The sequence below is a fragment of the Kitasatospora sp. NPDC018058 genome, from assembly GCF_044327205.1.
Taxonomy (GTDB): Bacteria; Actinomycetota; Actinomycetes; order Streptomycetales; family Streptomycetaceae; genus Kitasatospora.
Genome location: NZ_JBIRFA010000023.1, coordinates 1 through 14,619, shown reverse-complemented (window position 1 = coordinate 14,619; position 14,619 = coordinate 1). Strand labels below are relative to the sequence as shown.

7 protein-coding genes and 1 rRNA gene are annotated in these 14,619 nt (G+C 71.6%); 2 read left to right on the top strand and 6 right to left on the bottom strand.

Features of this window, described 5'->3' with window-relative positions; translation table 11 throughout:
- Window positions 1–58 precede the first annotated feature (58 nt).
- The 4 genes from ACH4E7_RS28635 to ACH4E7_RS28620 all read right to left on the bottom strand — a co-directional run bounded on the left by ACH4E7_RS28635 (window position 59) and on the right by ACH4E7_RS28620 (window position 9,667).
- Window positions 59–919: a helix-turn-helix domain-containing protein gene (locus ACH4E7_RS28635; RefSeq protein WP_396251946.1), complete on the bottom strand. Its 861-nt coding sequence runs from the start codon at window positions 917–919 to the stop codon at window positions 59–61.
- A 343-nt stretch (window positions 920–1,262) separates the two neighbouring features.
- Window positions 1,263–3,944, bottom strand: coding sequence for a DNA translocase FtsK (locus ACH4E7_RS28630; protein ID WP_396251945.1), 2,682 nt, complete (start codon window positions 3,942–3,944; stop codon window positions 1,263–1,265).
- A 191-nt stretch (window positions 3,945–4,135) separates the two neighbouring features.
- Entirely contained in the window at window positions 4,136–4,771 is a 636-nt protein-coding gene (locus ACH4E7_RS28625) for a response regulator (protein WP_396251944.1), read from the bottom strand.
- 366 nt (window positions 4,772–5,137) lie between these two features.
- Window positions 5,138–9,667 carry a HAMP domain-containing protein gene (locus ACH4E7_RS28620; protein WP_396252042.1) on the bottom strand — a complete coding sequence of 1,510 codons (4,530 nt, stop codon included), beginning with the start codon at window positions 9,665–9,667 and terminating at the stop codon, window positions 5,138–5,140.
- Window positions 9,668–10,251: 584 nt separating this feature from the next.
- Here ACH4E7_RS28620 and ACH4E7_RS28615 point away from each other — a divergent pair.
- Both ACH4E7_RS28615 and ACH4E7_RS28610 read left to right on the top strand, forming a co-directional pair.
- Entirely contained in the window at window positions 10,252–12,798 is a 2,547-nt protein-coding gene (locus ACH4E7_RS28615) for a SpoIIE family protein phosphatase (RefSeq protein WP_396251943.1), read from the top strand.
- Window positions 12,799–13,065: 267 nt separating this feature from the next.
- Window positions 13,066–13,629, top strand: a complete 564-nt coding sequence (locus ACH4E7_RS28610) for an acetate uptake transporter (protein WP_396251942.1) — start codon at window positions 13,066–13,068, stop codon at window positions 13,627–13,629.
- Here ACH4E7_RS28610 and ACH4E7_RS28605 read toward each other — a convergent pair.
- Entirely contained in the window at window positions 13,622–14,467 is an 846-nt protein-coding gene (locus ACH4E7_RS28605) for a phosphatase PAP2 family protein (RefSeq protein ID WP_396251941.1), read from the bottom strand. The genes ACH4E7_RS28610 and ACH4E7_RS28605 overlap by 8 nt on opposite strands.
- Before the next feature lie 61 nt (window positions 14,468–14,528).
- Window positions 14,529–14,619, bottom strand: a 5S ribosomal RNA gene (rrf, locus tag ACH4E7_RS28600); the annotation flags it as partial.

Genomic DNA, 14,619 nt, shown 5'->3' with positions numbered 1-14,619 from the left:
CCGGAGGTCACACGCCATGGATCAGCTGATCATCAACGGCCCTCGCCGACCCCTGTGGTCAGCCAGCCTGCGGGTCTCCGGGGGTGTACGTGACGTGCACCACCTGGCCGTCCTTGCCGAGGACTCCGAGGTCCTTGCCGTTGACGTACGCGTGCACGGCCCCGCCGTTGCCGAGCACCAGCTTGATCTGCTTGGGGTCGGTGAAGGTCTGGTCCTGGCCGTCGCTGATGTTGTTCTGGAACAGCGACTTGCCGTCGCCGTCCATCGCCGAGACCCAGCTGGTGCCCTGGGCGACCAGCTTCACGGTGACCTTGTCGGCCGGGACGGCGGCGATCGCGGCGGCGCTCGGCGCGGGCGCCGACGGCTGGACGGTGGGCGTGGCCGGGGCGACCGAGCCGGTGCCGGAGCCGCTGGGCAGCGGCGCGCTGGCGGAGCCGGTGGTGCCGTGACCGCCCTTGCCGCTCACCAGGTTGAAGCCGATCAGCACGACCACCGCGACGATCGCGGTGACCATGGCCGCCGCCCAGTTCGGCCGGCTGCGTCGGGGCACCCTGATCGGGCCGCTGTCGACCAACTGGGCGGCCGGGCGCTTGACGCCCGGTGAGCCGCCGTGCGCGGCGTCGTAGCGGGCGACCAGCGCCTCACCGTCCACGCCGACCGCCCGGGCGATCGAGCGGATGTGCCCGCGGGCGTAGAAGTCGCCGCCGCAGCTGCCGAAGTCGTCCGACTCGATGGCATGGACGATCGGCACCCGCACGCGGGTGGCGGTACTCACCTGGTCCACCGTGAGTCCCGCCTCGATCCGGGCGATGGACAGCACCCGGCCGATGCTTGGGGCATCGGCCGCCTGTACCGCGTCGTCGGTCGGCTCGACGGACGACGGGGCGTTCTCGTGGTCGGAGGAATTGCCGATGGTCACGGGGCACGCCTTTCGAGCGGATGGCCACCTGCTGGAGAACAGTCTAGGGGCGTGGGCGGATCGTTTCTCAAGCGGACGGGCCGCAAATGCGCGCGCCCGCGCCGACCGGGGTCCGTCCCCCGCTGACCGGTCGTCAACGGGGACTCGCGGGGCCGCGAGATCTCCCTGGTCGGGTGCGCTTTCCGGCCTGTGACGCGGCGTACGGACGTTCGGTTCCTCGGGGCTCGTCTTCGAAACTCCCGCAGACGGGAGTTTGAGGACGAGCCCCACGACCGCGCCTACCCTCCTCCGAACGAGTGAACCCACCCGGAGGGAACGGCCCGTCAGCCCTGCTGGGCCGTTCTCAGCCCCGCAGGATCATCAGCACGCCGTCCAGCTCCTCCGGCTTCACCAGGACGTCGCGGGCCTTGGAACCCTCGCTCGGACCGACGATGCCGCGCGACTCCATCAGGTCCATCAGCCGACCCGCCTTGGCGAAGCCGACCCGGAGCTTGCGCTGGAGCATCGACGTCGAGCCGAACTGGGTGGAGACCACCAGCTCGGCCGCCTGGATCAGCAGGTCCAGGTCGTCGCCGATCTCCTCGTCGATCTCCTTCTTCGGTCCGCCGCCGACCGTCACGTCGTCCCGGTAGACGGCGCTCAGCTGGTCCTTGCAGTGCTGTACCACCTTGGCGATCTCCGCCTCGGTGACGAACGCGCCCTGCATGCGGATCGGCTTGCTCGCGCCCATCGGCAGGAAGAGCGCGTCGCCCTTGCCGATCAGCTTCTCCGCGCCGGGCTGGTCCAGGATGACCCGGGAGTCGGCCATCGCCGAGGTCGCGAAGGCCAGCCGGGACGGCACATTGGCCTTGATCAGACCGGTGACCACGTCCACCGAGGGCCGCTGGGTGGCGAGCACCAGGTGGATGCCGGCCGCGCGGGCCAGCTGGGTGATCCGGACCACCGAGTCCTCGACGTCGCGCGGCGCGACCATCATCAGGTCGGCCAGCTCGTCGACGATCACCAGCAGGTAGGGGTACGGCGTGAGCTCCCGCTCGCTGCCCAGCGGCGGGGTGACCTTGCCGGCCTTCACCGCCGCGTTGAAGTCGTCCACGTGCCGGAAGCCGTACGCCGCGAGGTCGTCGTAGCGCATGTCCATCTCGCGCACCACCCACTGGAGGGCCTCGGCGGCCTTCTTCGGGTTGGTGATGATCGGCGTGATCAGGTGCGGGATGCCCTCGTACGCGGTCAGCTCGACCCGCTTGGGGTCGACCAGGACCATCCGCACCTCGTCCGGGGTGGCCCGGGCGAGGATCGAGGTGATCAGACAGTTGATGCAGGACGACTTGCCCGCACCGGTCGCACCGGCCACCAGGATGTGCGGCATCTTGGCGAGGTTGGCCATCACGGTGTGGCCCTCGACGTCCTTGCCCATGCCGACGACCATCGGGTGGGTGTCCTCGGCGGCCGTGCGCGAGCGCAGCAGGTCGCCGAGGTTGACCATCTCGCGGTCCCGGTTGGGGATCTCGATGCCGACCGCCGACTTGCCCGGGATCGGGCTGATGATCCGCACGTCCGGGCTGGCCACCGCGTACGCGATGTTCTTGGCCAGCGCGGTGATCCGCTCCACCTTGACGGCCGGGCCGAGCTCGACCTCGTAGCGGGTGACCGTCGGGCCCCGGGTGAAGCCGGTGACCTTGGCGTCCACCTTGAACTCGGCGAAGGTGCCGGTGAGCTGGGCCACCACCTCGTCGTTGAGGGCGCTGCGGGCTTTGGCCGGGCCGCCGCGCTCCAGCAGGTCGAGCGGGGGCAGCGAGTAGGTGATGTCCCCGGCGAGCTGGAGCTGCTCCATCCGCACCGGCGCCGGACCGTGCTCCGCGGGCGCTCCCGGGCCGCTGCTGCGGGCGGCCGGGACGGCGGGCTCCTCCGGCGGGGCGGTGAGGTCCTTGACCTGGTGCATCATGTCCGCCACCGCCGAGGAGGCGGGTACGCCGTAGACCAGCGCGCCGTCCAGGTCGGCGGCCGCGCCGGCGGCCAGGTCGCGGGTGGCGTACGGGTCCAGCGGCTCCTTGTCCAGCGAGACCCGGACGGCCTCCGGCTGCTCCTCGGGGTCGGCGCTCTGCTTGCGCCGCCGGCGGCGACGGCGGGCCGCCACCTCGTCCGTCGGGTCGTCACCGTTGGTGTCCACGGTGAAGGGCAGCGCGTCGGGGTCGGCGTCCTCCGGCGGGTCGGTCGACAGCTCACGCTCCGGCGTACGCCCCCAGCGCGCCTCGTCCTCCGGACCGGGCTCGACCACGCCGAGCCGTATCCCCACCCCCCGCACCCGCTCGCCGATCCGGTTGACCGGGGTGGCGGTGACCACCAGCAGGCCGAAGAAGGCCAGCAGCAGGAGCAGCGGCACGGCCAGCGCCGGACCGGCGGCGGCCATCATCGGGGTGGACGCGGCCCAGCCGATGATCCCGCCGGCCGTCCTTATCCGGGAGGCGCCGCTGCCCATCATGGGCGCGCCGCAGCCGATGTGGACCAGGCCGAGGACGCCGACCAGCAGCGCGCTCAGCCCGATCACGATCCGGCCGTTGGCCTCCGGCAGCTCCGGGTGGCGCCAGAGCCGGATCGCGATCCCGGCCAGCAGGAACGGCACCAGCACGTCGAGCCGTCCGAACAGCCCGGACACCACGGCGGTGGCCCCCTCGCCCAGCCAGCCCTGGGGGCTGAACCAGGTGCCGGCGGCGGTCACCATCGCGAGCGCGAACAGCACCAGGCCCAGCCCGTCCTTGCGGTGGGCCGGGTGGAGGTTCTTGGCACCGTCGCCGACGCCGCGGAAGACCGCGGCGATCGGGCTCGCCAGGGCGTTGAGGAGGCGCATCAGTCCCGAGCGGGACGACGGCGGTGGCGGCGGGGCCGACTTGGCGGCCGCCTTCTTCGCGGGGGCCTTGCGAGCTGCCGCCTTCTTCGCGGGCGGCTTGCCCGGGGCCTTCGCCGCGGCCTTCTTGGACGGTCCCGGAGTCGGTTTGCGTGCCGCGTTTCCGGGCGTGCGAGTGGCCATGGGTCAGCAGCCTACCGGTGTGGACCACCGGTGCACATGTGGCCGAGCCGGGGGCCCGGACGTGTCGCAGACGCACCGTCACGTTGACCGGCTTTCACCCGGTCGCGCCATCGAACCACCCGGACGGGCGAACGCGCGGCGAACGGTTCGCGGGCGTACGGCGAGCGGTCCGCGCGGGTCCGGCGGAAGGCCTACGAGCTGCCCGGGCGCATCGCGTCCAGGGCCCGGCGCAGGCCCGCGAGCTTGCGCTCCAGGTGCCCCGCGGTGGCGGCCACCCCGGCGTCCTCGACCCCGTCCAGCTGCTTGCCCAACGCCTCCGCCTGCTCCTCGACCGCCGCCAGCCGAGCGGACAGCTCGCCCAGCAGCACCCCGCCGAGGGTCGGCTCGCCGCCACCCGCCTCCAGCTGCAGCCGCAGCAGCGCGGCCTGCTCCTTCAGCTGGCAGTTCTTGACGTACAGGTCGACGAAGACCGAGACCTTGGCGCGCAGCACCCACGGGTCGAAGGGCTTGGAGATGTAGTCCACCGCGCCGGCCGCGTAGCCGCGGAAGGTGTGGTGCGGCCCGTGGTTGAGCGCGGTGAGGAAGATGATCGGGATGTCCCGGGTACGCTCGCGGCGCTTGATGTGGGCGGCGGTCTCGAAGCCGTCCATCCCGGGCATCTGGACGTCCAGCAGGATCACCGCGAAGTCGTCGGTCAGCAGCGCCTTGAGCGCCTCCTCGCCGGAGGCGGCGCGCACCAGCGTCTGGTCCAGGGCGGAGAGGATCGCCTCCAGCGCCAGCAGGTTCTCCGGTCGGTCGTCGACCAGGAGGATCTTCGCCTTCTGCATGGGGGCCCGCCCTCGTGTCGCCTGCCTGCCGCCCGGTGAAGGCACCCGTGTACTGCCCACCGCTACCCCGGTCATGCTAGCCGCACCCCCTCGCCCGGCACATCGCTCCGTCGTGACCCGATCCGGAACGGCGCGCAGCCAGTGCCCCGGCGCACGCTCAGCAGCGCGTTGCCGTCCGGTCACTGTTCGCAACGATCGGTGACCCTACCGGGTTCCCGGGCCCGACCGCCAGCAAACCGACCGACCGGCAGGCGTGAACCCCGGGGCAGGACCCGGAGTTCACGCCTCACCGCGCATGCGCCCGCCGCGCTTCGCTCGGCAGGGGCATCCGCCCACGCGCACCCCTTGGCGGCCCGTTCGCTTCACTCACTCACGCGCGCGCTCCCCGTTCAACCACTCGTGCATCACCGACAGCAGGTGGTCGGTCTCCACCGGCTTGGTGATGTGGTCGGTGGCACCCGCCTCCAGCGACTTCTCCCGGTCGCCCTTCATCGCCTTGGCGGTCAGCGCGATGATCGGCAGCCCTGCGAACTGGGGCATCCGGCGGATCGCCTCGGTGGTCGCGTAGCCGTCCATCTCCGGCATCATGATGTCCATCAGGACCAGCGCCACGTTCTCGTGCTGCTCCAGCATCTCGATGCCCTCGCGGCCGTTCTCGGCGTACAGGACGGTCAGGCCGTGCTGCTCCAGCACGCTGGTCAGGGCGAACACGTTGCGTACGTCGTCGTCCACGATCAGCACCTGCTGGCCGTCGAAGCGGGTGTCGCCGCGGACCGGCCGGAGCTGCTGCGCGGGCTCGACCGCCCGGGGCACGGCGGCGCTCTCCAGCGCGGCGCTGCGCCGACGCTCCACCGCCCCGCGGCGGCGCTCCTCGGCCATCTCCCGGACCTCCTGGGCCCAGTGGTCGGCCGGGTTCTCGCCGACCGGCACCGGCAGGCCCATCGGGGTCACCCCGACCGAGGCGCGCGGCGCGGCCACGGCCGGGACTCCCGGACGCTCGGCCGGGCGGCCGTCCGGGGCGGCGTCCGGGGCCTCGGAGCGCAGCGGCAGGTAGAGGGTGAAGGTCGAGCCCCGGCCCAGCTCGCTCTGGGCGTGGATCTCGCCGCTGAGCAGCCGGGCGATCTCCCGGCTGATCGACAGGCCGAGGCCGGTGCCGCCGTACTTGCGGCTGGTGGTGCCGTCGGCCTGCTTGAACGCCTCGAAGATCTCCCGCAGCTTGTTGCCGGGGATGCCGATGCCGGTGTCGGAGACCGAGAAGGCGATCAGCTCGTCGTCCGGGCCCTGGATCGAGCCGGACTCCAGCAGCCGCTCGCGCACGTGCTGCGGGACGTCCTGGCCGGCCGGGCTGATCGAGAAGTCGACGCCGCCGGCGTCGGTGAACTTGACCGCGTTGGAGATCAGGTTGCGCAGCACCTGCTGGAGCCGCTGTTCGTCGGTGTGCAGGGTGACCGGCAGGGCCGGCGAGACCCGCACCGCGAAGGCCAGGTTCTTGTCCAGGGCGACCGGCTGGAAGGTGGCCTCGACGTAGTCGACCAACTGGACCAGGGCGATCCGGGCCGGGCGGACGTCCATCTTGCCGGCCTCGACCTTGGACAGGTCGAGGATGTCGTTGATCAGCTGGAGCAGGTCGGAGCCGGCACCGTGGATGGTGTCGGCGAACTCGACCTGCTTGGGTGACAGGTTGCCCTCGTTGTTGTCGGAGAGCAGCTTGGCCAGGATCAGCAGCGAGTTGAGCGGGGTGCGCAGCTCGTGCGACATGTTGGCGAGGAACTCGCTCTTGTAGCGGGAGGCCAGGGCGAGCTGTTCGGCGCGCTCCTCCAGGACCTGTCGGGCCTCCTCGATCTCGCTGTTCTTGATCTCGATGTCGCGGTTCTGCTGGGCGAGTTGCTCGGCCTTCTCCTGCAACTCCTCGTTGGTGCGCTCCAGTTCCTCCTGGCGCGCCTCCAACTCGGCGGATCGCATCGAGAGTTCGGCGGTGAGCCGCTGGGACTCCAGCAGCAGGCCCTCGGTCTTGGTGTTGACGCTGATGGTGTTGACGGTGACGCCGATCAGGTCGGCGATCTGGTTGAGGAAGTCCAACGCGACGGTGGTGAAGGAGCTGAAGGTGGCCAGCTCGATCACGCCGAGCAGCCGGCCCTCGAACAGCACCGGCAGCACCACGATGTGGGCCGGGGAGGCCTCGCCGAGGCCGGAGGCGATCTTGAGGTAGCCGGGCGGCGCCTCCTTGACGATGATCGCCCGCTTCTCGACCGCCGCCTGGCCGATCAGCGACTCGCCGGGCCGGAAGGTGGTCGGCATCGCCCGCCGCTGGTAGCCGTAGCTGCCGATCAGCCGCAGCACGGTGTCGTTCTCGTCGTCGTCCTCGGTGATCAGCTCGGCGGTGCGGCCGGCCGGCTGGGCCAGGAAGAAGGCGCCGTGCTGGGCGGAGACCACCGGGGTCAGCTCGGTCATGATCAGCGAGGCGACCGCCTCCAGGTCCCGGCGGCCCTGGAGCAGGCCGGAGATCCGGGCCAGGTTGGTCTTGAGCCAGTCCTGCTCCTGGTTGGTGCGGGTGGTCTCGCGCAGGTTGGCGATCATCTGGTTGATGTTGTCCTTGAGCTCGTCGAGCTCCCCCGCGGCGTCCACGTCGATCCGCAGGCTCAGGTCGCCCCTGGTCACCGCGGTGGCGACCTGGGCGATCGCGCGCACCTGCCGGGTCAGGTTGTTGGCCAGCTCGTTCACCGACTCGGTGAGGTCCTGCCAGGTGCCGTCCACGCCGGGCACCCGGGCCTGGCCGCCGAGCCGCCCGTCGGTGCCCACCTCACGGGCGACCCGGGTGACCTCGTCGGCGAACGCGGAGAGCTGGTCGACCATGGTGTTGATGCTGGTCTTCAGCTGGAGGATCTCGCCGCGCGCGTCGACGTCGATCTTCTGCGAGAGGTCGCCGCGGGCCACCGCCGTGATCACCAGCGCGATGTTGCGGACCTGGCCGGTGAGGTTGTTGGCCATCAGGTTGACGTTGTCGGTCAGGTCCTTCCAGATGCCGGCCACGCCCGGCACGCTCGCCTGGCCGCCCAGGGTGCCGTCGGTGCCCACCTCGCGGGCCACCCTGGTGACCTCCACCGCGAAGGCGGACAGCTGGTCGACCATGGTGTTCAGGGTGCCGGCGAGCGTCGCGATCTCGCCCTGCGCGTCGATGGTGATCTTCTTGGAGAGGTCGCCGCGGGCCACCGCCGAGGCGACCTCGGCGATATTGCGCACCTGTCCGGTCAGGTTCGACGCCATGAAGTTGACGTTGTCGGTCAGGTCCTTCCAGATGCCCGACACCCCGCGCACCCGCGCCTGACCGCCCAGGATGCCCTCGGTGCCCACCTCGCGGGCGACCCGGGTCACCTCGTCGGCGAAGGCCGACAGCTGGTCGACCATGGTGTTGACGGTGGTGACCAGCTCCAGGATCTCGCCCCGGGCGTCGACGGTGATCTTCTTCGAGACGTCGCCGCGCGCCACCGCCGTGGTCACCTCGGCGATGCTGCGGACCTGGCTGGTCAGGTTGTTGGCCATCAGGTTGACGCTGTTGGTCAGGTCCTTCCAGGTCCCGGACACCCCGGGCACGCTCGCCTGGCCGCCGAGAATGCCCTCGGTGCCGACGTCCCGGGCCACCCGGGTCACCTCGTCCGCGAAGGAGGAGAGTTGGTCGACCATCGTGTTGATGGTGTTCTTCAGCTCCAGGATCTCCCCACGCGCGTCCACCTGGATCTTCTGCGACAGGTCGCCCTTGGCGACCGCGGTCGTCACCTGGGCGATGTTGCGCACCTGATCGGTGAGGTTGTTCGCCATGAAGTTGACGTTGTCGGTCAGATCCCGCCACACCCCGGCCGCCCAGGGCACCTGTGCCTGACCGCCGAGCCGCCCCTCGGTGCCCACCTGGCGGGCCACCCGGGTCACCTGCTCGGCGAAGCCGGAGAGTTGGTCGACCATCGTGTTGATGGTGTTCTTCAGCTCCAGCATCTCGCCGCGCGCGTCCACCTCGATCTTCTGCGAGAGGTCCCCGCGCGCCACCGCCGTGGTCACCTGGGCGATGTTGCGCACCTGGCCGGTCAGGTTGTCGGCCATGAAGTTCACCGAGTCGGTCAGCTCGCGCCAGACCCCGGCCACACCCGGTACCTGGGCCTGCCCGCCGAGCCGGCCCTCGGTGCCGACGTCCCGGGCCACCGTGGTGACCTGGGCGGCGAAGCCGTTCAGCTGGTCCACCATCGTGTTGACGGTGTTCTTCAGCTCCAGCATCTCGCCGGCCACGTCCACCGTGACCTTGCGGGACAGATCGCCCTTGGCCACCGCCGTGGTCACCTGGGCGATGTTGCGCACCTGCGCGGTCAGCCGGCCCGCCATGGTGTTGACCGAGTCCGCCAGGTCCTTCCAACTGCCGGACACGCTACGGACCTTGGCCTGACCGCCGAGCTTGCCCTCGGTGCCCACCTCACGGGCCACCCGGGTCACCTCGTCGGTGAACTCGGAGAGCTGGTCCACCAGTCCGTTGACGGTCCGCCCGATCTTCAGGTACTCGCCGCGCAGCGGATGGCTGACCCCGTTGCTGTGCAGCGAGCGCAGCTCCATCTTCTGGTCCAGGTCGCCCTCGGCGATCGAGGTCAGCACCCGGCCCACCTCGGCCATCGGACGGGCCAGGTCGTCGATCAGCGCGTTGCAGTTGTCGACGGCCGCCATCCAGGCGCCCTCGCCCGCGCCGGTCTCCAACCGCTCGTTCAACCGGCCCTCACGGCCCACCGCCCGCCGCACCCGCGCCAGTTCACCGGTCAGGTGCTGGTTACGCTCGGCGACCTCGTTGAACACCGCGGCGATCTCCGCCAGCGGCCCGTCGCCCGGAACCGTCAGCCGACGGCGGAAGTTGCCGTCCCGCATCGCGGTCAGCGCGGCCAGCAGCTTGCGCAGGTCGGCCGGCTCCGCACCGCGGTTGTGGACCGCCCGCCGGCCGGCCGCGTTCCGCGGCGCCGTCCCGGAGTACCCACCGCGCGGAGCGGGCGGCGTCGTACCGGTTGCGTCCTTGGTTGCGTCCTTGGTGGCCGAACTCAACGGGCCCCTCCCACATCGTGAACTGTCCGGTGACCGCCGTGCCGTACGGCACGCACCAGGGCACCGGCCCGGCTGGGCTGCGTACCGGCGGGCTCACACGGCACACCGGCACCCACACGACCGTACTGCTCCCACCGGCCGTCGCGGACCCCCCAGTCTGGCAGTACTGTCGCCGGGTATACGGCTGGTTGCGCTCGGTTGGTACCGCACCGTCCGAAACAGGTGGGCAGAATCACCCTCAGGTGCCTGTTTCACGGCCCCGCCCCCACGGGGAACCAAGCGGAAAGTAGGGTGGAGCGCTGCACCGGGCCACGACCCGACCCAGCGCCGCCGCTCACCCCGACGGCGCGCACCGGGAGTCGGCGCCGCACCCCGGACAGCCAGGGCAAGAGCAGCAGAGGAGAAGTGGCAACGTGGTCACCGCGCGCGCAGCCGCCACCTTCGACCCCGACGGCCGGTCCGCGGCCGCCGCCCGGGGCTTCGTCCGGGACGCGCTGCTCGGCTGGGGCCTGCCCGAGGTCGTCGACGACGCCGTCGTCCTGGTCAGCGAACTGGTCACCAACGCCGTCGTGCACGCCGGCACCGCCGCCGAGGTCTGCTGCCTGCGCGAGGAGGAGACCGTCCGGATCGAGGTCACCGACCACCACCCCGAGCGCGGCCTGCCCTTCCTCAGCGACGGACACCGCTACGCCGACCCGGACGGCGAGGGCGGCCGCGGCCTGCTGATGTGCTCCGCCCTCGCCGAACGCTGGGGCGTCGAGTACGCGGCCGGGCAGAAGACCGTCTGGTTCCGGCTCGCCCTGCCCGCGCACGTGGTCGGCACCCGCTACGCCGTCCCCGCCACCCCCGGCAGCGACCTGCCCAGCAGCCCCGGACCGGTGCACGTCGCCGTCGTCCAACTCGACGAGGACGGACGGGTCCTGGCCTGGAACCGGGACGCCGAGGCCCTCTTCCAGTACCCCACCGCCGCCGTCCTCGGCCGCCCCTGGGCCGACCTCGCGGCCTGGCCGCAGTCCCCCGGCCGCGGCCTCGGCCTCACCGACACCCTGCGGCTGGCCCGCTGGGAGGGCGGCTACGGCATCCGCCGCGCCGACGGCGAGGAGGTCGAGGTGTACGGCGTCCAGGTGCGCGTGCGCGACACCGAGGGCGTCCCCTCCACCCTCTGTCTGCTCGTCCTCGAACCCGACCGCGCCGTGCTGCGCTCCCCCGCCCGCGCCCTGCCCGGCGAGCGCCCCGACCCGGCCGGTCCCCGGCTCGACCTGCTGGCCGGCCCGGTCGCCACCGACGACCTCGACACCCTGCTGCAGCGCACCGTCGAACGCGCCCGCGACCTGCTCGACGCCGACGCCGCGTACCTGCTGCTCACCACCGACGACGAGACCGAGTTCGAGGTCCGCGCCGTCACCGGCCTCAACACCGGACACCGCCGGCACGCCCGCTTCCCGGTCGGGACCGGCAACCGCTATGACTCCGCCCGGCTGCCCTCCGTCCACGAGGACCTCGCCACCCGCCCCACCGGCCTGCCGCTGCTCACCGACAGCGGCATGCGCTCCCTGGTCACCGTCCCGCTCAAGGTCGAAGGCCGGCTGATCGGCTCGCTCGGCATCGCCACCGCCGTGCCCGGCCGCTACGACAACGAGGACGCGCTGCGGCTGCAGTTCGCCGCCGACCGGGTCGCCCTGGCCGTCGAGAGCACCCGGCTGACCGAGCTCGAACGGCTGCGCCGCGGCTCGCTCTCCTTCCTCGTCGAGGCCTCCGACCTGCTGGCCGGCACCCTCGAACACGAGCAGACCCTGGCCCTGATGGCCCAGATGGCCGTCCCCACCCTCTCCTCCTGGTGCGCCGTCTACACCAACGGCGACCACGGCTCCTCGGCCGGTCTCGCCTTCGTCCTGCACGAGGACGAGGACCGGATCGACCCGCTGCGCGAGCTGCTCGACAAGACCCCCGCCCCCGAGGCCGGCCCCACCCACGGCGTCCGCTTCTGGGCCGCGCCCGCCGAGACCGCCGAAACCCGGGGCCTGACCGACAGCCCCGAACTGGCCGGCCTGCTCGGCGAGACCGTGGTGCTGCCGCTGACCGCGCGCAACCGGGTCATCGGCCTGCTCGCGCTCGGCGTCCCGGCCGGCGTCCGGTTCCGCCAGGAGATCCTCGAACTCGCCGAGGACCTCTCCCGCCGGGCCGCCCTCGCCCTGGACAACTCCCGCCTCTACTCCGAGCGCACCGCGACCAGCCAGGCCCTGCAGCGCAGCCTGCTGCCGCCCGACCTGCCCGAGATCCCCGGCGTCGAGGTGGACGTCTACTACCAGGCCGCCGGCGAGGGCAACGAGGTCGGCGGCGACTTCTACGACCTGTTCACCATCCGCGAGGGCACCTACGGCTTCGCCATCGGCGACGTCTGCGGCACAGGCCCCGAGGCCGCCTCGGTCACCGGCCTGGCCCGGCACTCGCTGCGTCTGCTCGCCCGCGAGGGCCTGGACGCCCCGCAGGTGCTGCGCCGACTCAACGCGGCCATCCTGGACGAGGGTTCGCGCAGCCGCTTCCTCACGCTGCTCTACGGCGAACTGACACCCCGCCCGGACGGCAGCACCGAACTGTCCCTGGTCTGCGCCGGCCACCCGCTGCCGCTGCGACTGCGCACCGACGGCCGGGTCGACCGTGCCGCCACCCCGCAGCCGCTGCTCGGCGTCATGGACGACCTCGACCTCACCGCCGAACACCTGGTGCTCGCCCCCGGCGAGGTCCTGCTCTGCGTCACCGACGGCGTCACCGAACGCCGCGAGGGTCGACGGATGCTCGGTGACGACGGCCTGGCCGAGGTGCTCACCGGCTGCACCGGCCTGACCGCCGGTGCGGTCGCGATGCGGGTGCAACGCGCGGTCGAGCGCTTCGCCCCGGAGCCGCCGTCCGACGACATGGCGATCCTGACCCTGCGGGTGCCCAACCAGCGCCAGTCGTGAGCATTCCACAGGTGACACGGTCACAAATTGTTATCTTCACAAGGGTACAAGCAAGCAAGGCCGGGTACACCGATCTCACCGGGGAATCCCCCGGCGGGGACGTGACCAGCGGCTCTCCGCTGGCCCATCACTTCTGACCTCACTTCTGACCGGCGCCCGCGCAGGCCTTTTGCCGTGCGCCCTCGGCGCGGTCGCGCGCACCCACTCATCGAAACGACACCAAGCGTCACTGCGCCCTGCGCGCGCCCAGAGTGAAAGGAGCCTCCGGTGAGCAACGACGCTACCGGGGCATCGAACGCCCGCTCCACCGGAGCCGACGCGGGTAACCTCGGCTACCTCGCCCTCGGCCTGACACTGCTCGCCTACGGTCTGCTCTCCACCGGCATCCTGCACGGCACCGGTGTCGGGGACGCGGCCCACCTCGCCCACCTGCTCGGCGGCGTCACCCTCTTCATCGCGGGCCTGTGGCAGCTCCGCCGCGGCGAGGGCTTCACCGGCACCGCCTTCACCAGCCTCGGCGCCTTCTGGGCGACCTGGTCGGCGGCCGGCGGCGCGAGCAAGAACGCCGCCGGTCTGTTCCTGCTGCTGTGGGCCCTGCTCGCCCTCAGCCTCACGGCGGCCAGCTGGGGCGCCGGTCTGTTCAGCCGCGCCGTCTACGGTCTGCTGACGGTCTCCCTGGTGCTGTCCGCCATCGCCGCCTTCGGCGGGTACGGCGGCCTCGCCAAGGCGGCCGGCTGGATCGCGGCCGTCTCCGGGCTCGTCGCCTGGTACTGGGCCACCTCCGCGCTGAGCAACGGCTCCTGGGGGAAGGTCGCCCTGCCGGTCAAGTGACCTGCTTCGGCCGCTCCTCGGAACCACTGCGGGGTCGGGTCTCCGTCTCGACGGAGACCCGACCCCGTCGGCGTGCCACCAACGCCACGACGGTGCAGGCGAAGAGCAGGATCGCGACGGCGACGATTCCGTCCGCCCAGAAGTGGTTGGCCGTCACCACGACCACCGCGACCGTCAGCACCGCGTGCAGCACCATGACCCAGCGGAACGGGCTCCGTGACACCCGCACCACCGCGACCGCCGCCAGCACGCACCAGGCGACGTGCACCGAGGGCATCGCCGACAACTGATCGGCGACCACCACCCCGCCGACCGCGCCCCCGTACACCGACTGCCCGTACTCGGCTGCCACATCGACGAAGCCGCTCTGCGGCAGCATCCGCGGTGGCGCCACCGGAATGAACTGCACCAGCAGACAGACCGCGGTCGTGATCACCACCGTGTTGCGCACCCACGCGTAGCGCTCCCGGTGCCGTACGAACACCCAGAGCAGCACGCCCAGCATCACGGTGAAGTGCATGACCGCGTAGTAGTAGTTGGCCAGCCTCACCAACACCGGGTATGGCGTGATCGCCGCCTGCCAGGACGCCTCGTCCGGCAGTCCGACCACCTGCTCGGCGCGGTGGATCCAGCTCGCCCGGTCCAGCGCGTGGTCGGTGCTCATCACCGACAGGTGCCCCACCAGCTGCCAGAGCGCGAACAGCGCCAACAGCGTGCCGGCCTCCCGCAGCAGGCCCGAGACCCCCGGCTTCCGGGCCTGCGCGGCGACGTACGCGCCTCCGTAGAGGCCGGCGGCGGCACCCCCGGCGGACTGCCAGGTCAGGGTCAGGTTCTGCATTCGCAGAGGTTAACGCAAAAAGACCCCCTCCCGAATGGGAGGGGGTCTTTTTGGAATAATTGTTCGGCGGCGTCCTACTCTCCCACAGGGTCCCCCCTGCAGTACCATCGGCGCTGTGAGGCTTAGCTTCCGGGTTCGGAATGTAACCGGGC